General features: G+C 49.1%; 25 protein-coding genes and 6 pseudogenes. 23 read left to right on the forward strand and 8 right to left on the reverse strand.

Annotation, left to right across the window (positions count from 1 at the left end; translation table 11 throughout):
- Window positions 1-33 precede the first annotated feature (33 nt).
- The gene (locus VSQ30_RS09160) at window positions 34-2385 is read left to right on the forward strand and encodes a DUF4368 domain-containing protein (protein ID WP_334463584.1); all 2352 of its coding nucleotides are present in this window, start codon (window positions 34-36) and stop codon (window positions 2383-2385) included.
- Between the two features lie 231 nt (window positions 2386-2616).
- Here VSQ30_RS09160 and VSQ30_RS09165 read toward each other — a convergent pair whose 3' ends face one another.
- Window positions 2617-2982, reverse strand: coding sequence for a winged helix-turn-helix transcriptional regulator (locus tag VSQ30_RS09165; RefSeq protein ID WP_334463586.1), 366 nt, complete (start codon window positions 2980-2982; stop codon window positions 2617-2619).
- Window positions 2983-3170: 188 nt separating this feature from the next.
- Here VSQ30_RS09165 and VSQ30_RS09170 point away from each other — a divergent pair, with 188 nt between their 5' ends.
- The 14 genes and pseudogenes from VSQ30_RS09170 to VSQ30_RS09235 all read left to right on the forward strand — a co-directional run.
- Window positions 3171-3674, forward strand: a complete 504-nt coding sequence (locus tag VSQ30_RS09170; protein ID WP_334463588.1) for a flavin reductase family protein — start codon at window positions 3171-3173, stop codon at window positions 3672-3674.
- A 187-nt stretch (window positions 3675-3861) separates the two neighbouring features.
- Window positions 3862-4305, forward strand: coding sequence for an RNA polymerase sigma factor (locus VSQ30_RS09175; RefSeq protein WP_334463591.1), 444 nt, complete (start codon window positions 3862-3864; stop codon window positions 4303-4305).
- Entirely contained in the window at window positions 4292-4492 is a 201-nt protein-coding gene (locus tag VSQ30_RS09180; protein WP_057572164.1) for a helix-turn-helix domain-containing protein, read from the forward strand. Before VSQ30_RS09175 ends, VSQ30_RS09180 begins: the two co-directional genes overlap by 14 nt.
- Window positions 4493-4536: 44 nt before the next feature.
- Entirely contained in the window at window positions 4537-4941 is a 405-nt protein-coding gene (locus VSQ30_RS09185) for a winged helix-turn-helix domain-containing protein (RefSeq protein ID WP_334463593.1), read from the forward strand.
- 342 nt (window positions 4942-5283) lie between these two features.
- Window positions 5284-5679 carry a plasmid mobilization protein gene (locus VSQ30_RS09190; RefSeq protein WP_334463595.1) on the forward strand — a complete coding sequence of 132 codons (396 nt, stop codon included), beginning with the start codon at window positions 5284-5286 and terminating at the stop codon, window positions 5677-5679.
- Complete coding sequence (locus tag VSQ30_RS09195) at window positions 5651-7282, forward strand: relaxase/mobilization nuclease domain-containing protein (protein ID WP_334463597.1); 1632 nt, start codon at window positions 5651-5653, stop codon at window positions 7280-7282. Before VSQ30_RS09190 ends, VSQ30_RS09195 begins: the two co-directional genes overlap by 29 nt.
- On the forward strand, window positions 7272-7658 hold the full coding sequence (locus VSQ30_RS09200; protein WP_334463599.1) for a cysteine-rich VLP domain-containing protein: 387 nt from the start codon (window positions 7272-7274) through the stop codon (window positions 7656-7658). Before VSQ30_RS09195 ends, VSQ30_RS09200 begins: the two co-directional genes overlap by 11 nt.
- Before the next feature lie 73 nt (window positions 7659-7731).
- Window positions 7732-8508 (forward strand): replication initiator protein A, encoded by a 777-nt coding sequence (locus VSQ30_RS09205; RefSeq protein ID WP_334463601.1) that lies wholly within the window; start codon window positions 7732-7734, stop codon window positions 8506-8508.
- A gap of 64 nt (window positions 8509-8572) precedes the next feature.
- Window positions 8573-9424: an ATP-binding protein gene (locus VSQ30_RS09210; RefSeq protein WP_334463602.1), complete on the forward strand. Its 852-nt coding sequence runs from the start codon at window positions 8573-8575 to the stop codon at window positions 9422-9424.
- Complete coding sequence (locus VSQ30_RS09215) at window positions 9421-9606, forward strand: transposon-encoded TnpW family protein (protein ID WP_334463604.1); 186 nt, start codon at window positions 9421-9423, stop codon at window positions 9604-9606. Before VSQ30_RS09210 ends, VSQ30_RS09215 begins: the two co-directional genes overlap by 4 nt.
- Before the next feature lie 30 nt (window positions 9607-9636).
- Window positions 9637-10905: pseudogene (locus VSQ30_RS09220) on the forward strand (VirD4-like conjugal transfer protein, CD1115 family); the annotation flags it as partial.
- A 176-nt stretch (window positions 10906-11081) separates the two neighbouring features.
- Window positions 11082-11300 carry a Maff2 family mobile element protein gene (locus VSQ30_RS09225; RefSeq protein WP_334463606.1) on the forward strand — a complete coding sequence of 73 codons (219 nt, stop codon included), beginning with the start codon at window positions 11082-11084 and terminating at the stop codon, window positions 11298-11300.
- Between the two features lie 94 nt (window positions 11301-11394).
- Window positions 11395-11895: a VirB6/TrbL-like conjugal transfer protein, CD1112 family gene (locus VSQ30_RS09230; protein WP_334464840.1), complete on the forward strand. Its 501-nt coding sequence runs from the start codon at window positions 11395-11397 to the stop codon at window positions 11893-11895.
- Window positions 11856-13043: pseudogene (locus tag VSQ30_RS09235) on the forward strand (DUF4368 domain-containing protein); the annotation flags it as partial. The gene VSQ30_RS09230 and the pseudogene VSQ30_RS09235, both read left to right, overlap by 40 nt.
- A 64-nt stretch (window positions 13044-13107) precedes the next feature.
- Here VSQ30_RS09235 and VSQ30_RS09240 read toward each other — a convergent pair.
- Window positions 13108-13293: pseudogene (locus VSQ30_RS09240) on the reverse strand (recombinase family protein); the annotation flags it as partial.
- 219 nt (window positions 13294-13512) lie between these two features.
- On the opposite strand from VSQ30_RS09240, the gene VSQ30_RS09245 reads away from it, so the two are divergent.
- Window positions 13513-14277 carry an MBL fold metallo-hydrolase gene (locus tag VSQ30_RS09245; protein WP_334463608.1) on the forward strand — a complete coding sequence of 255 codons (765 nt, stop codon included), beginning with the start codon at window positions 13513-13515 and terminating at the stop codon, window positions 14275-14277.
- A 47-nt stretch (window positions 14278-14324) separates the two neighbouring features.
- On the opposite strand, the gene VSQ30_RS09250 is transcribed toward VSQ30_RS09245, so the two are convergent.
- From VSQ30_RS09250 to VSQ30_RS09260, 3 genes are all read right to left on the reverse strand, one after another.
- A complete protein-coding gene (locus tag VSQ30_RS09250) occupies window positions 14325-14516 on the reverse strand; it encodes a transposon-encoded TnpW family protein (RefSeq protein ID WP_016300908.1) in 192 nt (63 codons plus the stop codon).
- Window positions 14513-15367 carry an ATP-binding protein gene (locus tag VSQ30_RS09255; RefSeq protein WP_016300909.1) on the reverse strand — a complete coding sequence of 285 codons (855 nt, stop codon included), beginning with the start codon at window positions 15365-15367 and terminating at the stop codon, window positions 14513-14515. Before VSQ30_RS09255 ends, VSQ30_RS09250 begins: the two co-directional genes overlap by 4 nt.
- Before the next feature lie 62 nt (window positions 15368-15429).
- A complete protein-coding gene (locus tag VSQ30_RS09260; RefSeq protein ID WP_502876224.1) occupies window positions 15430-15687 on the reverse strand; it encodes a hypothetical protein in 258 nt (85 codons plus the stop codon).
- Between the two features lie 515 nt (window positions 15688-16202).
- On the opposite strand from VSQ30_RS09260, the pseudogene VSQ30_RS09270 reads away from it, so the two are divergent.
- Window positions 16203-16355: pseudogene (locus tag VSQ30_RS09270) on the forward strand (glucosaminidase domain-containing protein); the annotation flags it as partial.
- Window positions 16356-16518: 163 nt separating this feature from the next.
- Here VSQ30_RS09270 and VSQ30_RS09275 read toward each other — a convergent pair.
- Window positions 16519-16911, reverse strand: a pseudogene (locus VSQ30_RS09275) (phage replisome organizer N-terminal domain-containing protein); the annotation flags it as partial.
- A gap of 157 nt (window positions 16912-17068) precedes the next feature.
- Here VSQ30_RS09275 and VSQ30_RS09280 point away from each other — a divergent pair.
- Genes VSQ30_RS09280 through VSQ30_RS20605 form a run of 5 tightly spaced genes read left to right on the forward strand, consistent with a single transcriptional unit; the run spans window position 17069 to window position 21188 of the window.
- Window positions 17069-18370 (forward strand): ATP-binding protein, encoded by a 1302-nt coding sequence (locus VSQ30_RS09280; protein WP_334463612.1) that lies wholly within the window; start codon window positions 17069-17071, stop codon window positions 18368-18370.
- 30 nt (window positions 18371-18400) lie between these two features.
- The gene (locus VSQ30_RS09285) at window positions 18401-18952 is read left to right on the forward strand and encodes a hypothetical protein (protein WP_334463614.1); all 552 of its coding nucleotides are present in this window, start codon (window positions 18401-18403) and stop codon (window positions 18950-18952) included.
- Window positions 18953-18992: 40 nt separating this feature from the next.
- Window positions 18993-20519: a Y-family DNA polymerase gene (locus VSQ30_RS09290; protein WP_334463616.1), complete on the forward strand. Its 1527-nt coding sequence runs from the start codon at window positions 18993-18995 to the stop codon at window positions 20517-20519.
- Window positions 20520-20533: 14 nt separating this feature from the next.
- On the forward strand, window positions 20534-20995 hold the full coding sequence (locus tag VSQ30_RS09295; protein WP_334463619.1) for a hypothetical protein: 462 nt from the start codon (window positions 20534-20536) through the stop codon (window positions 20993-20995).
- Window positions 20988-21188, forward strand: coding sequence for an IreB family regulatory phosphoprotein (locus VSQ30_RS20605; protein WP_350339944.1), 201 nt, complete (start codon window positions 20988-20990; stop codon window positions 21186-21188). Before VSQ30_RS09295 ends, VSQ30_RS20605 begins: the two co-directional genes overlap by 8 nt.
- Window positions 21189-21225: 37 nt before the next feature.
- Here VSQ30_RS20605 and VSQ30_RS09300 read toward each other — a convergent pair whose 3' ends face one another.
- Window positions 21226-21387 carry a hypothetical protein gene (locus VSQ30_RS09300; RefSeq protein WP_334463620.1) on the reverse strand — a complete coding sequence of 54 codons (162 nt, stop codon included), beginning with the start codon at window positions 21385-21387 and terminating at the stop codon, window positions 21226-21228.
- A gap of 285 nt (window positions 21388-21672) precedes the next feature.
- Here VSQ30_RS09300 and VSQ30_RS09305 point away from each other — a divergent pair, with 285 nt between their 5' ends.
- Complete coding sequence (locus VSQ30_RS09305; RefSeq protein WP_502876284.1) at window positions 21673-21975, forward strand: hypothetical protein; 303 nt, start codon at window positions 21673-21675, stop codon at window positions 21973-21975.
- 8 nt (window positions 21976-21983) lie between these two features.
- Here VSQ30_RS09305 and VSQ30_RS20610 read toward each other — a convergent pair.
- Window positions 21984-22070: pseudogene (locus VSQ30_RS20610) on the reverse strand (transposase); the annotation flags it as partial.
- Between the last annotated feature and the right edge of the window lie 118 nt (window positions 22071-22188).

Here is a 22188-nt window from a genome sequence, read left to right on the forward strand (position 1 = left end):
CGCACCCTCAAAGAAAGAAGGAGGTTACACACCATGAAGAAGCAGGCAGAGAAAGACAAACTCACCGCCCTATACGAAAGACTCTCACATGACGATGAACGGGCAGGGGAATCCGTGAGCATTGAGAACCAAAAACGGATTTTAGAGGACTACGCAAGGAAAAACGGTTTTACCAATATCCGGCATTTTACCGATGACGGAATCCGGGGAACTACTTTCAAGCGTCCGGGGCTGGACGCTATGTTAGACGAAATCCGGGCGGGGAACGTGGCAACGGTTATCATCAAAGACCAGAGCCGAATCGGGCGTGACGTGGTTGAAGTGGGGCTTTTAAAGCGCACCTTTGACGAGTACCATGTGCGTTTTATCGCCGCCAATGACAACCTTGACACCGCCAACGGCTTTGATATTATGTCTATCTTCCGTGACGTGATAAACGAGTGGTATGTTGCCGACACCAGCCGCAAAATCAAGGCTGTTTTCAAGTCCAGAATGGAAAAAGGCTTGCGCTGTTCTGGTAGTGTCTGCTATGGCTACCGCGCTTCCAAAGAAGAAAAAGGCGAGTGGATAATTGACGAGGAAGCCGCCGCCGTTGTGCGCCGTATCTTCCAGAGCGTCCTTGCCGGGGAAACCGTAGCCAGCATAGCAAAAGCACTCCGCGCCGAGAAAATCCCTATCCCGTCCGAGCATTGGAAACGGGCAGGCGAGCCAGTCCGGGCGGCAAAGTACGCCGACCCCTACGCATGGTCAGCCACCACTATCGGCTACATACTGAAACGCCCGGAATACACAGGGCGCAAAGTATTAGGGAAAACCGTATGCGAGAACTACAAGACCAAGAGCAGCCGCAAGACCACGCCGGAGGAACAGTATATTTTTGAGGGCGCAATCCCCGCTATTGTGGACGTGGAAACGTGGCAGACCGTACAGAAGATACGGGAAACGGTACGCCGCGCACCTAAACGGCAGAACGCCCCGAACCGCTTGACCGGGCTTTTATACTGCGCCGACTGCGGTTCAAAACTCACACACCGCTACAACCTTGTACAAGGGAAATGGATTGAGGACGCTTTTATCTGCTCCGGCTACCGCCATTTAATCCATGACTGCACCATGCACCATATCCCTACGGCAAAAATTGAAGCCGCTATCCTTGCCGTTATCCAGCGGGTGAGCTGGTATGTGCGGCACAATGAAAAAGAGTTTGCCGAGCGTGTCCGGGAAGCGTCCGACCAGAACCAAGAGAAAACCGTCAAGGAATGTAAGCAGAAAATCAGCAAGGCTCAGAAGCGGCACAAAGAGCTTGACGGGCTTGTAAAAAAGCTGTACGAGGGCAACGCCACGGGCAAGATACCCGACAAGCATTTTACCCGGCTTCTTGCCGAATATGACGAGGAACAGACCGGGCTTGAAACGTCCATAGCGGAATGGCAAAGGCAGATTGAAAGCTGGAACGCCGATAAGCTGAAAACAGACCAGTTTATCCAGCTTGTGAAACGCTACACGGATTTCTCCGAGCTTACAACGCCCATGCTCAATGAGTTTATCGAGAAAGTGATTGTGCATGAGGGCGAGGGGCGGGGGAATGACCGCCGCCAGCGCATAGACATATACCTAAACTTTATCGGGGCTTTTGAAGTACCCGCCCATATCGTCACCCCGGCAGAAGTGGAGGAACAACGCCGCCAGCAGGAGGAACAGGCGGCAAAGGAAGCCCGGTCAAAGGAGCTTGCAAAGGCGCGGTATGAGAAGCGCAAGGCAGAGAAACGGGAGTTTACCGCAAGGAAGAAAGCGGGGCTTCTTACGTCGGAAGAACTGGAAGCCGAGGAAAAACGGCTTGCACATAACCGAGAGTGGCAAAAGGAATGGCGGGAGAAACGCAAAGCCACAGAACCGCCCAAGCCGCCTAAGAAAAAATCCATAAAGGAGCTTATGGAACTGGAAAAGACCGGGGCAGAGCTTACGCCGGAGGAAACGGAACGGCTTGCAGAACACCGCCAGAAAAAAGCCACACAGCATAAGGCGTGGCGCGAAAGGCAGAAAGCCGGACAGACAAAGGCAAGGACGCTGAAAGAGCTTGCCGCCGCCCAGAAAGAGGGGGAAGCCTTAACGCCGGAGGAATCGGAACGTCTGGAAGCCCACAGAAGCCGGAAGAAAATCGCAAGGGAAAAGCTGGTACGGCAAGCCGAAACCGACCCGGCAGCGGCGGCAGAACTGGCAAAGAAGCGGGCGTATGCTTCCGAAGCCACCAAGAAATCCCGGCAGAAAATGTATGAGGAAGCCGCCACAGGAAACCCCGAAGCGGTAGAACGCTATGAGAATTATCTTGCCGCAAGAAGGGAAGCATACCACAAGAAAAAGCAGGAAGCGGAACGAACCGCATAAGGGCTGAAAAGCAAGGGCGCATTGTGGAAATGTGCATAACTGGCTATGGAATCATGGATAACTCTATTCACAGCACATGGAAAAGCGAAAGAGCCGCTTTCCCACGTCCTGCAAACAGAGTTACCCACAATTCCATAAGACAGCCAGTTATACACATTACGGCACAATGCCGACTACTACGGAATCTCTCTCATTCAATATATTTTTCAAGTAATATTAAGTTTTAAAGCCTTATGGAATATATGCTAACCCCCATTCGGTCATAGCATAAAAAACAGGGAGTAAAGCGATTCCTTTTTCAGTTAATGAATATTCTACATGAGGGGGAATTTCATTAAACTGTATTCGTAATACTAGCCCGTCTTTCTCTAATTCACGCAAGGAAGAAGTAAGCATTGTATTTGTGATTCCGTCAATATTTTTCCTTAACTCACCAAAACGTATAGGAGATTTAATACACATTTCGTAAATTATTAGGAATTTCCATTTGCCTTGCAACATGAGAAGCAATGATGTTACAGGACAATTTCCTGCTTCGGTAAAAATACCATCTTTTACCTTTTGCGTCCATTCCTCATATGTCAAATTTTTTGCCATATCGTCACAGTCCTTTCTTTGAGTAATAGATAACAAACACAGATATTAGGATAGTACGGTCTACCATACTATGTAAGAATATTCTGCGTACTTGAAGAAGTTTGCAAACTAAGTATAATAATCTTATCAGCAAAAGTCAATAAAGGCTACACTGTAAATCAAAACACTGTACAGAAAGGAAAATTAACATGAAAGAAATTAACATTGGTCAAGCAACAGCAATCACTTCTCCCGACCCGCTTATGTTGGTTTGCACAACAAAGGAGGACGGAAGCCTCAATATGGCTCCGGTATCGTTCTTTATGTATTCCTCTTTCAATCCACCCATGCTTGCATTTGCAATGGGTAAAGCAGCTAATTCCGGCGAGAATATCCGTAGAACAGGAAAAGCGGTTCTTGCAGCTCCGGGAATAAGTCTGAATGGCGCAGTAATGGCATTTGGTTCTTCTAACGGCGGTCAAAAGGACAAGCTGAAAGAAACTCCGATTGCATTACAGAAAGTAGAGGGAAGCGATATTCAAATCCCGGAGGATTCACGAATTGCCTTTGTGGTGTCACTTGCACAGACAATAGAATCCGGCGACCATTACTTATATCTCTGCAATATTGAGAAAATGGTTGCAGATGAATCAAAAGAAGCCTTGTTTGCATGGGAAGGATATGCAAAAGTCGCACCTGCACAGGAAAAATAATGTTTTATAAATCAGTCGGGGAGCTAATGGCAAAATAAATACTGTTTTATATTGCCGTTAATAGCCCACGTAGTTTTACAGATAGATAATCAAGGGGCGACAGCCGCAAACGCTGCCGCCCCTCTGAATTATAAAAAGCAACTGTAAACCATGCACCGCCCCATGTGGGAGAAAGGGGGAAATTTCTATGGATTGCACAGAAGCATACAAGGAACACATCATGTATTCTTTCAATGGCTTTTGCAAAGTCGTCATACGCTATGCCGCTATCAACGCATGGCGCGACAGGAACAGGCGGCGGCAAAAAGAAATATCCTTTGAATACCTCACAGAAGAAAAGTTCTACCCTCTAAGCACATCAGACGAATTTCTCAAATCACCTTACGAACAATACCCCGTTACGATATGCGGTCAGACAATCATCCTCACCAATGGGGAGCTTGCCGCCGCCCTGCTATCCCTGTCGGAGAAAAAGAGGGAAATCATTTACCTTTACTTTTTCGGGAATTACACACAGCAGGAAATCGCGGATTTATACGGGCATTGTAAGAGTACGGCATGGCATTACATACACAGCGCATTACAGATGTTGCAGAGAGAAATGGAGGGATTTTCACATGGGGAATACTAACCTTGTGCCATATGAAACCATTGTCCGGGCGACAAACGGCGAGCCGGAAGCCGTGGACGAGGTTTTACGGCATTACAGCAAACGAATCCGCTTTGCCGCCCTTGAAAACGGGTACGTCAACACAGACACCGAGGACAGCATAAAACGGCGGCTCATTACTGCCCTGTTCCAGTTCCGCTTTGACTGAAAAAGGCGGCATGACAGGAGGTGAGGTTTGTCGGGAAAATAGCCATGCTGATATTCAATGATACCGAGGAAAAAGCGGTTGAGAAAGCCATAGCCGCCCTTGCGGATATGATACCGCTGGAAGCCATACAGCCGCCCCATTCTCCGGCACTTATTTTTCCGGGATTGGAAATCAGATTACATCAACGCCGGGTACTGAAAAACGGAATTGATGTTTCTCTCACCCGTCTGGAATACGGCGCACTCTGCTATCTTGCTGCCAGTCCGGGGAGGGTGTTCACAAAGGCGCAAATCTTTGAAGCCGTGTGGAGCATGGAGAGTGAAAGCTACCAGTCAAACGTGACAAATGTGATATGCAATCTACGGAAAAAGATAGAGCCGGACAGCCGCCGCCCCACCTACATAAAGACCGTTTTAGGCATAGGCTACAAGTTTACTTCCGGGGAATAACAACAGGATAACCGCCGCTATTGGCGAAGATACGAAACAGGAAATCAAAGAAAAAAGGTTTCCTGTTTTTTTGCGCCCATTTTGCTTAGTTCCGGCTTTACTGTATGGGAAAATACCGCCGCAAAATTGGCAGAATCCACGCCATGCAAGCCGGGGGAAAACGGCAAAAGCCAGCACAGCGGAATCCGTCAGTTACTAAGAGCAAGATTCTACCACAGTACCAAATTTCGCCTACCGGCTCATTTTGTCCTGCGGGAATCTTGTTGGGGTTGCCACCCCAAGCCCGCCTTTTGCGGCTTGCGCCGCTTGAAAAAATCCACCCACGAAAGGAGGTTCACAGCCATGAGAAAATACAACACGCCCCACCGCCGCCGGGTTATCAAGACACGCTTGACCGAGGAAGAATATACAGAGTTTTCCGAGCGCGTTTCCCTCTGCAAAATGAGCCAGTCTGAATATATCCGGCAAGCCCTTATCAAGTCAAGCATACGCCCGGTTATCACCGTTTCCCCGGTTAATGATGAATTACTCTCTGCCGTTGGGAAGCTAACCGCCGAGTATGGAAAAATCGGCGGCAACTTGAATCAGATTGCCCGCTGTCTGAACGAGTACGGCGCACCTTATAACGCCCTCTCCCAAGAGGTACGAGCTGCCATATCCGAGCTTGCCGCCTTGAAGTTTGAAGTCTTGCAGAAAGTAGGTGAAGCCGTTGGCAACGTTCAAACATATCAGCTCTAAAAATGCCGACTATGGAGCTGCCGAGCAGTACCTAACCTTTGAGCATGACGAGTTTACCATGAAGCCCACGCTTGATAAAAATGGGCGGCTTGTTCTCCGTGACGATTACCGCATATCTTCCCTTAATTGCGGCGGGGAAGATTTTGCCATAGCGTGTATGCGCTCCAATCTGAAATACGGCAAGAACCAAAAACGGGAGGACGTAAAGAGCCACCATTACATTATCAGCTTTGACCCCCGTGACGCAACCGATAACGGCTTGACCGTAGACCGGGCGCAACAGTTAGGCGAGCAGTTCTGTAAAGAGCATTTCCCCGGACACCAAGCCCTTGTATGCACCCACCCGGACGGGCATAACCACAGCGGCAACATTCATGTGCATATCGTAATCAATTCCCTACGGATTGCGGAAGTGCCGCTGCTTCCCTACATGGAAAGACCAGCGGACACAAAGGAGGGCTGCAAGCACCGCTGTACGGACGCTGCTATGGAGTATTTCAAAGCGGAAGTCATGGAGATGTGCCACCGGGAAAATCTCTATCAGATTGATTTATTGCATGGGAGCAAGAACCGAGTTACCGAGCGTGAGTATTGGGCGAAGCGGAAAGGACAAGCCGCACTGGATAAAGAAAATGTTTCCCTTGCTGCCAAAGGAGAGCCGCCCAAACCGACCAAGTTTGAAACGGACAAGGAGAAGCTGCGGCGCACGATCCGCGCCGCCCTGTCCTCTGCTACTTCTTTTGAGGACTTTTCCGGGAAACTGTTACAGCAAGGTGTGACCGTCAAAGAGAGCCGGGGGAGGTTGAGCTATCTCACGCCGGACAGGACGAAGCCAATCACCGCCCGGAAACTGGGTGATGATTTTGACCGTGCCGCCGTACTGGAAGCACTCACCCTAAACGCACAGAACGCCGCCAGAGCCGCCGAAAAGCCCCTACCCAAACGGGAATACCCCCGGAGCATAAAAGACCGCTTACAGCGTAACAAAGCCGCCATAAACGCCCCGAAACAGGACGGAGTACAGCGCATGGTAGACATAGCCGCCAAGAGAGCCGAGGGCAAGGGGAAAGGCTACGAGAAATGGGCGACTTTGCACAACCTAAAGCAAATGGCGGCGACCATAAGCATTTACGAGGAATCCGGCTTTTCTTCCCCGGAAGAACTGGAAGCCGCCCTTGCCGCCGCCAGCGCGGAGCTGAACAGCGTCCACGCCGAACTGAAAACCGTGGAAAGCACCTTGCATGAGAAAAAGGACTTGCAGAAACAGCTATTGGCATACATCAAGACCAAGCCTGCCCGTGACGGGCTGAAAGCACAGAAAACAGAGAAAGCCCGCAAAAACTACCGGGAGCAGCACGAAAGCGAATTTATGATAGCCGAAGCTGCCACCCGGTATTTTAAATCAAAGGGAATCTCCAAGCTGCCAGCGTCCAAGACCTTACAAGCGGAGATTGAGCAGCTTATGAGGGAAAAGAACAGCCTTTACAACGAGTACCGGGAAAAGAGGGAGCGCAAAAAAGAATTGCAGACCGTCAAGAGTAACATTGAGCAGATTTTAAGGCGCGAGCCGGGGCGCGGAAAGGGGCGGGATAATGAACGGTAAATGCCCCTACATGGACTACCGCCAGCACCGGGCGGCTTGTCGGCTTGTGCATGAGTGCTGCAACTATGACAACGGCAACTGTATTGCGCTGGACTATGGCGAGCCTTGTGTATGTGTGCAGAGTATCAGTTATTCGCTCCTATGCCGCTGGTTTATCTCTGCTGTTCTTCCTCTTGACTGGAAGCTGGAAGCCGCCCTTTTGCACCGGGCAGAACTGAAACGCTGTACCGAGTGCGGCGGTCAGTTTCTCCCCAAATCGAACCGGGGGAAATACCGCCCGGACTGCGCCGGACGAATGAAAAGAGCCAGAGCCGCACAGCGCAAGCGGAAACAGAGGGGGAAATGTCACGCTTTAGAAAATACAGAACCCCCGTAAATCAAGGCTTTGCGGCTACTGCTCAATGGGTATGCGATACTTTTATCCTTTACCCCCGGAAAAGCCGTTTTAAATGCGTAACAGAAGCCACAGACAGGAGGTGAAAACCATAGCTGAATACATCACAACTGAAACGATAATGCCGCCGTTTTTCCGCTACCCCCGTTTCCTGCTGAAAATGGACTTGCCACAGACGGCGAAGCTGCTCTATGCGCTGCTCCTTGACCGTTCCGCCCTCTCACAGAAGAACGGCTGGCAGGACAGCGAGGGCAGGACATACATTGTCTATCCCATTACGGAGATAGCGGAAATACTGGATAAAAGCACCATGACGATACAAAGCGCACTGAATGAGCTGGACGCTGCCGGGCTTTTGGAGAGGGAACGCCGGGGATTTTCCGCGCCGAACCGCCTTTATGTAAAAGTGCCGGAAGTAGTAAAGGTTTCTTTACCTATGACACAAAGAAATCTTGATGTCAGTCATAAAGAAAACTGTACATCAGACCTAAAGGAAACTTTACCTATGACATCAAGAAAACTTTACCCTAATCAAATAAATATAAACAAACTAAAAGAGAATCAACTAATGGGAGTGAGTGGGGAGCAGCCCGCGCCCTATGGCAAATACCAGAATGTTTTCCTCACTGAAAGGGAATATGCGGAGCTGAAGCAGGAATACCCGGACTGCCTTGAACGGCTTATCGAGGAAATGAGCCGGTATATTGCTTCCAGCGGGAATGACTATGTAAGCCATGCCGCCACGCTTTACAGGTGGGCGGACAGGGAGAAAAAGGAGAACCCGAAAAAGGGAATCCCCGATTATTCCTACAAGGAGGGCGAGAGCCTTTGACAGCGGAGATAAAACGCCCCGTAAACAGGGCGTGAATAAGACCATGAACAAGGAGGACGATTTTATGTGTGATTATGATAACGCCATTTTCCGGCTTGCCACAGAAACAGAGCCAGAGCCGGAGGACTACACAGGCGAGGACGGGCTTTTATATTGCGGGAGCTGCCGCCAGCCCAAAGAAGCCTACTTCACCGAGGGAAAGGGGCTTTTCGGACGTGACCGACACCCGAAAGAATGTGACTGCCAGCGCAAACGCCGGGAAAAGCAGGAAGCCGCCGACCGGGAGCGCAAGCACCGCGACACCGTGGAAGAACTGAAACGCCGGGGATTTTCCAACGCCGCCATGCGCCAGTGGACTTTTGAAAATGACAACGGCAAATGCCCCCAAATGGATAAGGCTTTATTCTATACGGCGAACTGGGAGGAAATGAAAGCGGAAAATATCGGCTATCTGCTATGGGGCAAGGTAGGCACAGGCAAGAGCTATTTCGCCGGGTGTATCGCCAACGCCCTTATGGAGCGTGAGATTTCCGTTTGCATGACAAATTTTGCCCTTATCCTCAATGACCTTGCCGCCAGCTACAAGGGCAGGAACGAATACATAGACCGCCTTTGCCGCTTCCCTCTGCTTATCCTTGACGATTTCGGCATGGAGCGCGGAACGGAATACGGGCTTGAACAGGTTTACAACGTGGTTGACAGCCGATACCGAAGCCGGAAGCCGCTAATTGTCACAACGAATTTGACGCTGGAGGAATTACAGCACCCGGAGGACACCGCCCATGCCCGGATTTATGACCGTCTGCTTGAAATGTGCTGCCCTGTCTGCATTACCGGGGAGAACATCAGGAAAGCCACGGCACAGGGGAAAATGGAACGGTTAAGGGGATTGATGAACGGAAAGGAGAGCCTATGAACTATGACACCAGCAAGACCAGCCGCCCTGCCGCCCCTCTGGACGTGAAGCCCGACCTTGTGAAGCGGATAGGGAACACCACCTTTGACATTCATATCCATTTCAGCGAAACCAGCCGGGAAACCTTTACGGATAAGGTAGTGCGGCTTATCGAGAATGACAAGGACAGTGTAACCAACTGAAAAGAAGATACACTTTTTCTTATTCCCTACTTGACATTACCAAAAGGTACAGTCGTGGAAGAATGTGGTAAAATGCTCCAAATGGGTGGATATGAGATAAAAATACTCAATACCATCAACTTTAAGCAGACAATGAGATACAATCCGTTCCGCTATATCTACTGTGAAAACGACATTCTGAAGCTGGTCAACTGTATCATGGAAAATACCAAGGGCGAGGACAGCAAGGGCGGTGAGGATTTTTGGGCGAAGGCCGAAGCCCTCTATTATCAGGCATTGATCGCCTATATTTGGTATGAGGCCCCGGAGGAAGAAAAGAACATGACCATGCTGTTGGATATGCTCAACGCCTCCGAGGTTCGGGAGGAAGATGAGACATTCAAAAATGCCGTGGATATGCTCTTTGACCAGCTTGAAGCGGAAAAGCCGGACCATTTCGCTGTCCGCCAGTACCGCAAATACAAGTTAGCGGCGGGCAAAACAGCTAAGTCGATTCTGATTTCCTGCGGCGCAAGGATGGCCCCCTTTGATATTGCGGAAGTCCGGCAGATGATGGAGGGGGATGATCTGGAATTGGAGCTGATTGGGGACAGGAAAACGGCCCTGTTCTGTATCGTATCTGACACAGACATGACGTTCAATTTCATATCAGCCATGGTCTACACGCAGATGTTCAATGTTCTGTGCGACAGGGCCTTACAGAATGGAGGTGCGCTGAAACAGCACGTCACCTGTCTGCTGGATGAGTTCGCCAACCAGAAGATACCCAATTTTCAGCACCTTATCAGCGTGATCCGAAGCCGTGAGATTTCCGCCCATATCGTGGTACAGACGCAGAGCCAACTTAAAGCGGTCTATAAGGACCACGCTGAAACCATCATCGGCAACTGCTCCTGTGTTTTGTTCCTCGGAGGTAAGGAGAGAAGCACATTAAAGGAAATTTCCGAAACTTTAGGCAAGGAAACCATTGATCTTTTCAACACCAGCGACACCAGAGGCAGTCAGCGGAGCATGGGGATCAACTATCAAAAGCTGGGGAAAGAATTGATGAGCCAGGATGAGCTGGCTGTCATGGACAACGGCAAGTGCATCCTGCAAGTGCAGGGCGTGAGGCCCTTTTTCAGCGACAAGTTTGATATTACCAGGCATCCGCAATATAAAAATCTTCTGGATTTCAGTAAGAAAAACGCTTTTGATGTAAAGAAATACCTGAGCCGCTATCTTACTGTCCAGCCCAACGATTCCTACGAGTGCTGCGAGTTAGACGCGCCGCCTGATCCTGATGATACCGCCTCCTGACCTGTTCAGGGAGCGGTTTTTTTATTCTCAACACAAAGGAGTGATGCCCATGTTGGACAAAACCCGTATGGTGAGAGCGCCCCCCCCGACACCCGTGCCGCCTCCTGACTTGTCCGGGGGCGGTTCTTCATGCTCAACCACTCAATCAATCTGACAACAAATATGGAGGTAATCTAATGGAATTTTTCACTTCGGCTATCAACACTTTGAAGGTCCTCGTGATTGCCCTCGGCGCTGGCCTGGGCGTTTGGGGCGTCATTAACCTGCTGGAAGGCTACGGCAACGATAACCCCGGCGCGAAGTCGCAGGGCATGAAACAGCTCATGGCGGGCGGCGGCGTGGCCCTGATCGGGATGCAGCTCATTCCCCTGCTGTCCAACCTGTTTACGGTGTAGGCCAGAGGACTAAACCATGCTGAATATCCTCGACACGATACAAGAATGGCTCAAATCCATCCTGATAGAGTGCATTTTAGGCAATTTCAGCGGGATGTTTGACCAGATTAACACGCAGGTCGGGGAGGTAGCGGGAGAAGTGGGGCAAACTCCGGCGGCATGGAATGCCGGAGTTTTCTCCATGATACGCAATCTGAGCGATAACGTGGTGGTGCCAGTCGCGGGGCTGATAATAACCTTTGTCCTGACCTATGAGCTTATCACCATGATTATTGACAGGAACAATCTCCACGACTTTGACACTTTCACCATCTACAAGTGGATTTTCAAGGCATTTGTCGCTGTCTATCTGGTTACGCACACCTTTGATATTACAATAGCGATATTTGAGCTGGGACAGCATATTGTCCAGCAAAGCGCGGGCATTATCACGGGCAGCACCAGCATAGATTTCGCCACCGTCTTGGGGGATGTGCAGGGCCAGTTGGATGCTATGGGCATCGGGGAACTGATCGGCCTGCTGGTAGAAACACTGCTTTTGAGAATCACATCACCTACGGCTACCTTATCGACCCGGATAACCGCAATCATCTGATACCCGACCCGGAAACGGCACACGTCGTAAAACAGATTTTTGCAATGTATGTACGGGGCGACCGTATGTGTGAAATCCAGAACTGGCTGCGGGACAATGAGATATTGACCGTCGGGGAACTGCGCTACCGCAGGACAGGGAGCAAACGCCACCCCCGCCCACAGCTCAACGCATGGTACAACTGGCCGGATAAGACACTGTACGACATTCTGACAAGGAAAGAGTATTTAGGGCATACCATAACCGGGAAAACCTACAAGGTATCTTATAAGTCGAAAAAGACGAAAAAGAACCCGGAGGAAAAAAGGTATTTCTTCCCCAACACTCACGAACCTTTGATTGATGAAGAAACCTTTGAACTTGCACAGAAGCGGATTGCCACCCGGCAACGCCCGACAAAGGTTGATGAAATTGACCTGTTTTCCGGGCTGCTCTTTTGTGGGGACTGCGGCTACAAAATGTATGCAGTACGCGGAGCCGGGACGCTTGAACGGAAACACGCCTACACTTGCGGCAACTACCGTAACCGGGCAAGAAATGATATGCTCTGCACTACGCATTATATCCGCAAAAGCGTATTAAAAGAACTTGTCCTTGCAGACTTGCAGCGCGTAACGTCTTATGTGAAAGAGCATGAACAGGAGTTTATCGAAACCGCCAACGAGTGCAGCGCAAAGGCAGTACAAAAAACGCTGACACAGCAGCGGAAAGAGCTTGACAAGGCACAGAACCGTATGAACGAGCTGAACATCTTATTCCGCAAGCTCTACGAGGACAACGCTTTAGGGAAACTTTCAGATGAACAATTTGCTTTTCTGACTTCCGGCTATGATGAAGAAAAAAAGACGCTGACCCGGAGGATTGCGGAGCTGTCACAGGAAATCGACAACGCCACCGAGCGCAGCGCGGACGTAAAAAGGTTTGTCGCACTGGTACGCAGATACACAGCGATTGAAGAACTGACCTACGAAAACGTCCATGAATTTATTGACCGTATTCTTATTCACGAACTGGATAAGGAAACGAACACCCGCAAAATCGAAATCTTTTATAGCTTTGTCGGCAGAGTTGATACAGGCGACAAGCCTACTGAAAGTATCTCCTATTTCAGACAGATAGGAGCCGACGTAAAGAGTTATGCTATCTAACATACATCAAAAAGAGGTAAGATAACACCCTCTGCAAAAAAGGTATCGTTATCTTACCTCAACAAAAATTTGCCCCGGAGAATCCGTCGTCCGTGTACCATTTGAGGTTGGAAAAGCCGTTCTGTTTTGCGTAGGCTTCAAGGATTCGCTTCTGGTTGCTTATGGAGTTGGATTCGCCTTGGAGCGTGTCCTCGTGCGACAATCTCGGATATAGGGCGGTAATCAGTTTTTGGGTGGTCTGTCTTGTCATGGTTTCCTCCATTTCCGACAGCCAGCCCCACTATTCCGTAGGTCTATTATACCATAGGGCGGGGCTTGCTGTACAGTCCTTTTTGCTACTTTATATCGAAAAATATCACATTTTTTTATTAAGGTTTATCGCAAAGTGTTTGAGGTGGAAAATTTCAAATTTCTGTGCTATACTATCTTTGTTTTCAAACAATAGCTTTAGCGATATGAGAGGTGGCAAATGGATAATTGGTTCTCTGTAAGTAAAATTGATGATAATACATTTGCAATCAATGAGGATAAGCATTGGGAAGAAACCCACTGTTATCTGTTATGCGGAGTAAAAAACGCATTACTGATTGATACTGGATTAGGAGTTGCAAATATCAAAAAAGTGGTGGATAGCTTAACCTTGCTTCCTGTCTTGGTTGTAACAACGCATATACATTGGGATCACATTGGCGGTCATAAATATTTTGAAAATATTGCAGTCCACGAAGCGGAAAAGGACTGGTTATCAATCAAATTTCCCATTCCGTTACAAGCAGTAAAACATAATCTTGTATGTAAGCCCTGTGATTTTCCTTTGGATTTTTCCATTGACAGTTATCAACTGCCTAAAATTTCTCCGCAACAAATTTTACATGACGGTGATTGTTTGGACTTGGGAGAGCGAAAAATAACAGTTATTCACACTCCCGGTCATTCACCCGGTCATTGCTGTTTCTATGAACCGGAACGGAAATACTTGTATTCCGGCGACTTGATATATAGTGGCTGTCTTGACGCTTTTTATCCCACAACAGACCCTCAACTTTTTTGGCAGTCTGTTAAAAAGATTCAGCATTTGGACGTAGAACGTGTTTTGCCCGCACATCACCAGCTAAATATTCCTGTAAATATAATAAACAGTATTGAAAAAGCCTTTAGTCAATTAGCAGGAGAAGGCAGATTAGAGCAAGGCAACGGTATATTTGATTTTGCTGATTTCCAAATCCATATTTAATTCTTGCGGTCACGCTCCCCGGCATGACCGCTTTTCCATATCACGGCTTAGGCAGTAAAAGGCGGCTTGTGTCCGGCTGCGCTTTCGGCTTCCAGCACTTTCATCATCTTGTCGGCGGCGGTGGCGGTAGTGCCTTGTTTGAAATAACCGGAAACCACAAGGACGGTGTTGCCCCGGCGTACCTCGGTCACGCAATCCGGGCGGCGGGCGGTGGTGCTTTTCTTGGGCGTGTCGGTCATAGGCAAATCTCCTTTCCGTTCAGCAGCTTTTTAAGCTGTTCCATTTTCTCCCTTGCTTTGGCTTTTCTGAAATTCTCCCCGGTAATGCGGACGGGGGTACACATTTCTGTAAGGCGGTCATAAATGCGGGCGTGGGCGGTGTCCTCCGGGTTCTGCAATTCCTCCAGCGTCAAGTTTGTTGTGACTATTAACGGCTTTCTGCTGCGGTATCGGCTGTCAATCACGTTGTAAACCTGTTCAAGCCCGTATTCCGTGCCACGCTCCATACCGAAATCGTCAAGGATAAGCAAAGGGAAGCTGCAAAGGCGGGCTATGTATTCGTTCCTGTCCTTGTAGCTGGCGGCAAGGTCGTTGAGTATCAAGGCAAAGTTTGTCATGCACACGGAAACTTCTTTCTCCATGAGGGCGTTGGCGATACACCCGGCGAAATAGCTTTTGCCTGTGCCTACCATGCCCCATAACAGATAGCCGATATTCCCGGCTTTCATTTCCTCCCAACACTCCACATAGGCATGGGCTTTGTGCATTTGGGGGCATTTGCCGTTGTCGTTTTCAAACGTCCATTCCCGCATAGCCGGGTCGGTGAAGCCTATTCTTTTCAGCCGTTCCACTTCCTCCCGGTGCTTGTATTCCCGGTGGCTGGCTTCCAGCGTTTCCCGGCGTTTTCTCTGGCAGTCACATTCTTTGGGGTGTCGGTCACGTCCGAAAAATGTTTTGCCCTCCGGGAAGTAGGCTTCTTTGGGCTGGCGGCAGCTCCCGCAATATAAAAGCCCGTCCTCCCCGGTGTAGTCCTCCGGCTCTGCTTCCTGTGCCGTGGCAAGCCGGAAAATGGCGTTATCGTAATCACTCATAAAATCTTCCTCCTTGTTCATGGTTTTTTACGCCCTGTTTACGGGGCGTTGTGTCTATGCGGTCAAAGGCTCTCGCCCTCCTTGTAGGAATAATCGGGGATTCCTTTCTTTCCTGTGGCTTTCCTGTCACGTCTTGCCCACATACGGACAGCGGCGGCATGGTTGGCGTACACTTTCCCGTAGGCGGCTATGAACTCGCTCAATTCCTCAATGAACCGTTCCAGCCTGTCTGGGTATTCCCCTTTCAGCTCCGCATACTCGGATTCGGAGAGGAAAAGGTTTTTATATCTGCCAAAGGGTGCGGGCTGCTCCCCACTCACTCCTTTTCGTTGGTTCTCTTTTAGTTGGTTTATAGTAAGTTGGTTACCCATATCGGGGTGGAGATGTGCGAGCCTGCGTGTATCAAGTACACGGCAGGCTCAAACTTTACCTGCTCCAACCTGGAAGAAGCACGGGCGGTGGCAAAGAGAACCTATGAGTCGGCAGTGGAGCTGTTCGCCATGCTCTGCAAGAAATACGGCCTGGACCCGCTGGCGGACGGCGTGGTCATCAGCCACAGGGAAGGCCACAGCAGGGGTATTGCCAGCAACCACGGCGACCCGGAGCATTTATGGACGCAGCTTGGCATGGGGTACACGATGGATTCCTTCCGCAAGGCAGTCAAGGCGGCAATGGGCGGCGCATCCTCCGGAACAGATGGATACACAAAAATCATGGGGAATGCCGTGGCAGCGGCGGAGCAGATGAAAGCGTATCTGAAAGCGAAGAATCCGAACGTGGTGCAGTCTGTCCTTGACATGGTCCGCTGTATCTTTCGGAAGGAAAAGCGGAGGGAGTGCGTGGCGACATCGCCTTTGCGCAGTCCTGCCTTGAGACGGGGAATTTCACTTTTTCCGGCTCCGCAGTCACGCTTTCCCAGAACAATTTCTGCGGCATGGGCGTAACGGCGAATGGCATGAAGGGAAATTCCTTTGACACGCCGCAGCTCGGCATCCGGGCGCAGGTGCAGCACTTGAAAGCCTATGCCTCCACGGACAGGCTGATGAACGCCTGCATCGACCCACGTTTCAAATATGTCACGAGGGGCTGTGCGGAATATGTGGAGTGGCTTGGGCAAAAGGAAAACCCGGATGGGAAAGGATGGGCGGCGGGAGCCGGTTATCTATCTCTTTCTCTATCTCTGGTGGACAAATGTCCGCCCCATATGGTGGACGTTTGTCCGCCACGGCTTCCGGCAAGGCTTTCTGCTCCTGCAAAGCCCGCCTTGCCCGGCGTTTTCGCCCCCCCTCGGTAGAGGACTAACCGATTAAGAGTTCAATGTTGCTCATGTATAAAGCCTCGTTCTGCAAGGGTTCTACAAGCCTCAATTTCATAAAAATCTGCAAAGCCCTCTCCACTGTGCCGACTTGCTGGCGGGTGATTGTGGCTATCATCTGTGCGGTGTAGGGGATATTTTCGGCAAGCTGGAGCTTTCCCCCGTTTTTCAGCGATTTTAGGTACAGCTTCAAGAGGATGTTTGAGTAGAGCATGGTCTCATAAGCATCATTCGCCTTAAACCTGCAATGACCGCTCATTGAAAAGTAGCTTGTATTTCTTTGGCAAGTTTTCAGACATAGCCTTGATTTTTTCTTCCGTCTGGGGTATAATAGGTTTGTTGATATGTTGACTATATTTTCCACAAAGTTTTCAATGGAGGTAACTATGGAAATCAAAAGAGACCGCTACCTAAATCAGCTTGTCTCCTTCATGTGGGATGGTCAGGTGAAGGTCATAACCGGTATCCGCAGATGCGGAAAATCCTATCTGCTCCGCACTCTTTTCAAAAAACATCTACTGTCTCAGGGGGTAGCAGAAGATCATATTCTTTGCTTTGAGCTGGACTTGGCAAAGGACATCCGTTATAGAAACCCTCTGGAACTTGCACAGTATGTACGGAGCATTGTTGAGGGCAACGACGAACAGTTTTACCTCTTCGTTGATGAGATTCAAATGTCCGATGAAGTGGCGAACCCATATAACAAAGAAGGCAAGGCGATCACCTTCTATGATGCGCTGAACGACTTGAAATCTCTGTCCAATTTGGACATTTATGTGACCGGCAGCAACTCAAAAATGTTGTCCAGCGATATTCTGACTGAGTTTAGAGGGCGTAGCGATGAAATCCGAGTCCACCCTCTGAGCTTTGCGGAGTTCTACTCCGCTGTAGGCGGTGACAAAGCGGATGCGTTTGAAAGCTATGCTTTCTTCGGGGGGATGCCCCTTGTACTCTCCCGCCCCTCCGATGCCGCAAAAATGAACTATCTGCAATCGCTGTTCTCCGAGGTGTACCTGAAGGACATTGTTGAGCGAAAAGGCATCAAGCGTGAAGATGTACTTGCCGCCATTCTTGACCTGCTCTGTTCCTCCATTGGCTCTCTCACCAATCCCAACAGAGTTGCGGGAGCAATCAACACTATGCAAAAGCGAGCCGGTGAGAATCTGGTCTCCATCAATACAGTGAAATCATATATGGATCATTTGGCTGATGCTTTCCTGTTCAGTGAATGCAAGCGCTGGGATGTCAAGGGCAAGAGCTACTTCGACTACCCCAACAAATACTACTGTGAGGACATTGGACTGCGGAATGCCCGCATCGGGTTCCGGCAACAGGAAATGACCCATATCATGGAAAACATCATATACAACGAGCTAATCATTCGTGGTTGCGCCGTAGATGTGGGCATTGTCTTTTCTACTGAGAAAAGCAGTACCGGCAAGCCCACTCAGGTGGCAAGAGAGATTGATTTCATCGCAACCCTCGGTGGGAAAAAGGTCTATATCCAGTCAGCCTATGCTCTTGGCACTGAAGAAAAGTCTCTTACAGAAAACAAGCCCTTCTCCCTCACCGGTGACTCTTTCCCCAAAATCATTGTGCGTCATGATATTCGGAAACGCTGGTATGATGACAACGGGATACTCAATGTAGGCATAATAGACTTCTTGATGGATGACACGATTTTGTGATGATTTATATAACTCAAGGAGGAATGGTTTATGGCTTTTGAGATTGAAATCATCGAGGGACATGACCCTTCCTCATACTTCTGGTTTCGTCCTGTGATAGTGCATAACACCGAGAAAGTAACATGGAAGGCTACCGAGGAACTGAAAGAAGAGTTCTCCGTTGAGGAGGGGGATGTTGATTGTTTCCTCTCCTACTTCCTTTTCAAGTATTTTGACAGTGAATTGGTATATAACAAGAACCGCTTTGAATCTGGATATTTCTTCAGTGGCGGCTTTGAATGGTATTTGACCCACAACTACTTTACCTATGATACTCTACGGGAGATGCTTTCAGAAATGTCCAGAGTCTCTGATCTCCTGGATAGGAACTTCGATGATCCTTCTTTGGATAGGGTTAAAGAAAGATATTCAATATACTACCTTTGCCCACAGGATTCAGAGGATTGGATAACCGGCAATAATGCCGCCATCCAAAAATATAGTCACCTGATTACAGACTTTTACAATCGGTTTATTGCCCGTCTTACAAAAATGATGGACAACAACACCTCTACAAATCTGATTTCAATTATGGGGCCGTGAACGACTGCCCCGTAAATCTCTGGCATTGAGGAGGCGGAGTGTGAAAGACAAAACTTACATTGCAATCGACCTCAAGAGTTTTTATGCTTCCGTCGAATGTGCAGAGCGAGGCTTAGACCCACTTGATACCAATCTTGTGGTTGCTGACGCAAGCAGAACAGATAAGACGATCTGCCTTGCGGTTTCCCCTGCCCTGAAATCTCATGGCATTTCTGGTCGTGCAAGATTGTTTGAGGCAAAACAACGAATCAAAGAAGTCAACAGAGAAAGGCAAAGAAAAGCCCCTGAACATAGGTTCAGGGGGAAATCCATCTTCGGCTCTGAGCTTGCTGCTGATCCATCTTTGGCGCTTGACCTTGTTGTTGCTCCCCCACGCATGGCCTACTACATGGAATACAGCAAGGACATCGTGGGAATCTATATGCGCTATGTCTCGATGGATGATATTCTGGTCTACTCTATCGACGAAGTTTTCATTGACGCCACGCCTTACCTCTCCACCTACGACATGACAGCCCATGACTTCGCCATGATGCTGATTCAGGAAGTCTTGAAGGAGACTCGAATCACTGCCACAGCAGGTATCGGCACGAATATGTATCTTGCAAAAATCGCCATGGACATTGTGGCAAAGCATATCCCCGCCGACAAGGATGGGGTTCGCATTGCCGAGCTGAACGAGATGAGCTATCGAGAAAAGCTCTGGACACATAAGCCTTTGACGGACTTCTGGCGAGTAGGCAAGGGTATTGCTCGAAAGCTGGAGCAGAACGGTATGTTCACGATGGGCGACATCGCCCGCTGCTCCGAGGGAAAGGATACAGACTACTATAGCGAAGATCTCCTCTATAAGCTGTTTGGGGTCAATGCAGAATTGCTCATTGACCACGCCTGGGGCTGGGAGCCGACAGAGATTGCCGACTGCAAGGCATACAAGCCGGAATCAAAAAGTCTAAGCTCCGGTCAGGTTCTTTCTCGCCCCTACGGATTCGATGAAGGCAGAATCGTTATCCTTGAAATGGCCGACCAGCTTTCCATTGACCTTGTTCGATCAGGTCTTTTTACCGATCAGGTGGTCGTTGATGTTGGCTATGACATTGAGAACCTCACCGACCCGAAGCGAGCTGCCAAGTACAAAGGTGCAATCGTGACCGACCATTATGGGCGTCAAGTCCCAAAATCTGTTCACGGTTCAAAAAACCTTGGCAGGCAAACATCCTCCGCCAACAAGATCATGGCTGCGGTTGCCTCCATCTATGACAGCATCGTTGATAAAAACCTTTTAGTCCGGCGTTTCACAGTCGCCGTAACCCATCTGATACCGGAGAGCGAAACAAAGGCCGCTATTCCTGAAATGGAGCAGCTCGACCTTTTCACCGACTACGAGGCGCTGGATCAGCAGCGAGCTGCTGAGAAAGAAGAGCGTGATCGAGAGCTAAAGATTCAGAAAGCTCTTATTGGCATCAGGGATAAGTTCGGAAAGAACGCCATCGTGAAAGGGCTGAATATACACGAAGGCGCTACCGCTATGGAGCGCAACAAGCAGATCGGCGGTCACAAGGCGTGAAATGAGGTGAAAGCATGAGCGATGCAAGAACAGAATATAAGGACATCATAGACCACGAACACCATGTATCCCAGAAGCGCCCTCAGATGTCCCGCCTCAACCGTGCAGCGCAGTTCTCCCCTTTCGCTGCCCTCACCGGCTATGACAGCCTTGTAGCGGAGTCTGCAAGAGTGACAGATGCACGAAAGAACTTGACGGACGATGAGATAGAAACCCTTAATCTCAAAATCAGTTTCTTGCAAAGCAGACTGGTCGAAAAGCCCGAAGTAACAGTTCTTCATTTCGTTGAGGATGGGAAAAAGTCTGGTGGCGCATATATCGAAACCAAGGGTATTATCAGAAAGATACTCCATCACGAGCGTGTCCTCATCATGGAGTCCGACGCTGAGATACTTCTTGATGATATGATTGATGTATACGGTTCCATTTTCAATAGTCTTGACTTTTCGGAGGGAGATGCGACGGTTTATGAGTGATACCTCAAGAGAAATCTTTGAATCAATAGCCTCATCCCTTCGAGAAGCCGGCTACGATCCATTCAGTCAGATTACAGGCTATTTGCAAACCGGTGATTTGACATACATAACCCGAAGTGGAGATGCTCGAAGCCTCATAGTGAAAATGGATAGGACGGAGATTCAGAAACTTTTGGCTGAATTGAGTAGTTAAGAAAATAGAGCCAACAGTGGATTAACCATTGTTGGCTCTAAACTTCTTCTTGTAATTTTATGACCGTCCTCATTTGATACAGAGAAGCAGAAATCGCATATTCTGAAAGCTCCACAACAGATAGTACGATTCCTTTTTCGCCTTCCGCTCCGACAACCTGAACCATATCGCCAGGAGAAATATATTCGTCCATTGTCAAAAAGAGTTCGTTGTCTCCATTTCCCAATAGCGAAACTTTGCAAATCCGGCACAATGATTGCAAACCTGCAAATAGGTGTCAAGCCCCAAAATGAAAAAAGACAGCATAATTTTTGCGGCATGAAAATGGGTATAGCAAATTAAGCCGGTCAGCGAGGAATTTTTGCAAACCAGCTGAAAGTGTTCTGTCTGTTCGGTTATCTGCTTTGGTATTTCTACGATTTTAGCACACATTTCAGCCTATACGATTTTAGAGGGTATTCGGCTGAAAATTGCAAACCGCCTAATGAAAGCACCTTTTGTTGGTGCCGTCCAGTCTTTTAAGGATTTTACGCTGACATGGTTTAAGAGCACATGGAAAACCATGAACTTGATGATGGCGATTATGCCGACAACACTTCTAGAGGTTCTGCCTGTTGGTCTTTTATTGGTACAGAACGGAAGCATTTTCCCAGCGGAGCTTGCAATGGGTATCATTCTTTCCCTTAGTATTGTCGGGCCGCTACGGTGCATCACCGTTCCGGCAGTGACGGAGGTCTGGCGGCGGCAGGAACGGCATTGGCAGATGTTGCGGCTGCGAATGGCATAAAACTCTTCGCATCCGCATTTCGGACACACGAAGCCCTCAGGAAAACGCTGACGAAACAATTCTTCCCGACAGGCCGCTTCTGTGTGATACCGCACACGAAATTCTTTAAAGCTGATTGCCGCCGCCCTTCTGGGACTGGGGCGCTTTCTCCGCCTCTGCTGCCTTTCCAGCCGGTGAAGATTTCTCCGTTTTCATGGCCGTGGCCGTTTTCTG

This window comes from Acutalibacter sp. JLR.KK004 (genome assembly GCF_036941085.1).
Classification (GTDB): domain Bacteria; phylum Bacillota; class Clostridia; order Oscillospirales; family Acutalibacteraceae; genus Acutalibacter.

Excerpts from the sequence above, each read along its gene's own strand:
- VSQ30_RS09160 (WP_334463584.1), top strand. The coding sequence starts at position 34 with ATGAAGAAGCAGGCAGAGAAAGACAAACTCACCGCCCTATACGAAAGA.
- VSQ30_RS09165 (WP_334463586.1), bottom strand. The coding sequence starts at position 2,982 with ATGGCAAAAAATTTGACATATGAGGAATGGACGCAAAAGGTAAAAGAT.
- VSQ30_RS09170 (WP_334463588.1), top strand. The coding sequence starts at position 3,171 with ATGAAAGAAATTAACATTGGTCAAGCAACAGCAATCACTTCTCCCGAC.
- VSQ30_RS09175 (WP_334463591.1), top strand. The coding sequence starts at position 3,862 with ATGGATTGCACAGAAGCATACAAGGAACACATCATGTATTCTTTCAAT.
- VSQ30_RS09180 (WP_057572164.1), top strand. The coding sequence starts at position 4,292 with ATGGGGAATACTAACCTTGTGCCATATGAAACCATTGTCCGGGCGACA.
- VSQ30_RS09185 (WP_334463593.1), top strand. The coding sequence starts at position 4,537 with ATGCTGATATTCAATGATACCGAGGAAAAAGCGGTTGAGAAAGCCATA.
- VSQ30_RS09190 (WP_334463595.1), top strand. The coding sequence starts at position 5,284 with ATGAGAAAATACAACACGCCCCACCGCCGCCGGGTTATCAAGACACGC.
- VSQ30_RS09200 (WP_334463599.1), top strand. The coding sequence starts at position 7,272 with ATGAACGGTAAATGCCCCTACATGGACTACCGCCAGCACCGGGCGGCT.
- VSQ30_RS09205 (WP_334463601.1), top strand. The coding sequence starts at position 7,732 with ATGCGTAACAGAAGCCACAGACAGGAGGTGAAAACCATAGCTGAATAC.
- VSQ30_RS09210 (WP_334463602.1), top strand. The coding sequence starts at position 8,573 with ATGTGTGATTATGATAACGCCATTTTCCGGCTTGCCACAGAAACAGAG.
- VSQ30_RS09215 (WP_334463604.1), top strand. The coding sequence starts at position 9,421 with ATGAACTATGACACCAGCAAGACCAGCCGCCCTGCCGCCCCTCTGGAC.
- VSQ30_RS09225 (WP_334463606.1), top strand. The coding sequence starts at position 11,082 with ATGGAATTTTTCACTTCGGCTATCAACACTTTGAAGGTCCTCGTGATT.
- VSQ30_RS09230 (WP_334464840.1), top strand. The coding sequence starts at position 11,395 with ATGTTTGACCAGATTAACACGCAGGTCGGGGAGGTAGCGGGAGAAGTG.
- VSQ30_RS09245 (WP_334463608.1), top strand. The coding sequence starts at position 13,513 with ATGGATAATTGGTTCTCTGTAAGTAAAATTGATGATAATACATTTGCA.
- VSQ30_RS09250 (WP_016300908.1), bottom strand. The coding sequence starts at position 14,516 with ATGACCGACACGCCCAAGAAAAGCACCACCGCCCGCCGCCCGGATTGC.
- VSQ30_RS09255 (WP_016300909.1), bottom strand. The coding sequence starts at position 15,367 with ATGAGTGATTACGATAACGCCATTTTCCGGCTTGCCACGGCACAGGAA.
- VSQ30_RS09280 (WP_334463612.1), top strand. The coding sequence starts at position 17,069 with ATGGAAATCAAAAGAGACCGCTACCTAAATCAGCTTGTCTCCTTCATG.
- VSQ30_RS09285 (WP_334463614.1), top strand. The coding sequence starts at position 18,401 with ATGGCTTTTGAGATTGAAATCATCGAGGGACATGACCCTTCCTCATAC.
- VSQ30_RS09295 (WP_334463619.1), top strand. The coding sequence starts at position 20,534 with ATGAGCGATGCAAGAACAGAATATAAGGACATCATAGACCACGAACAC.
- VSQ30_RS20605 (WP_350339944.1), top strand. The coding sequence starts at position 20,988 with ATGAGTGATACCTCAAGAGAAATCTTTGAATCAATAGCCTCATCCCTT.
- VSQ30_RS09305 (WP_502876284.1), top strand. The coding sequence starts at position 21,673 with ATGAAAGCACCTTTTGTTGGTGCCGTCCAGTCTTTTAAGGATTTTACG.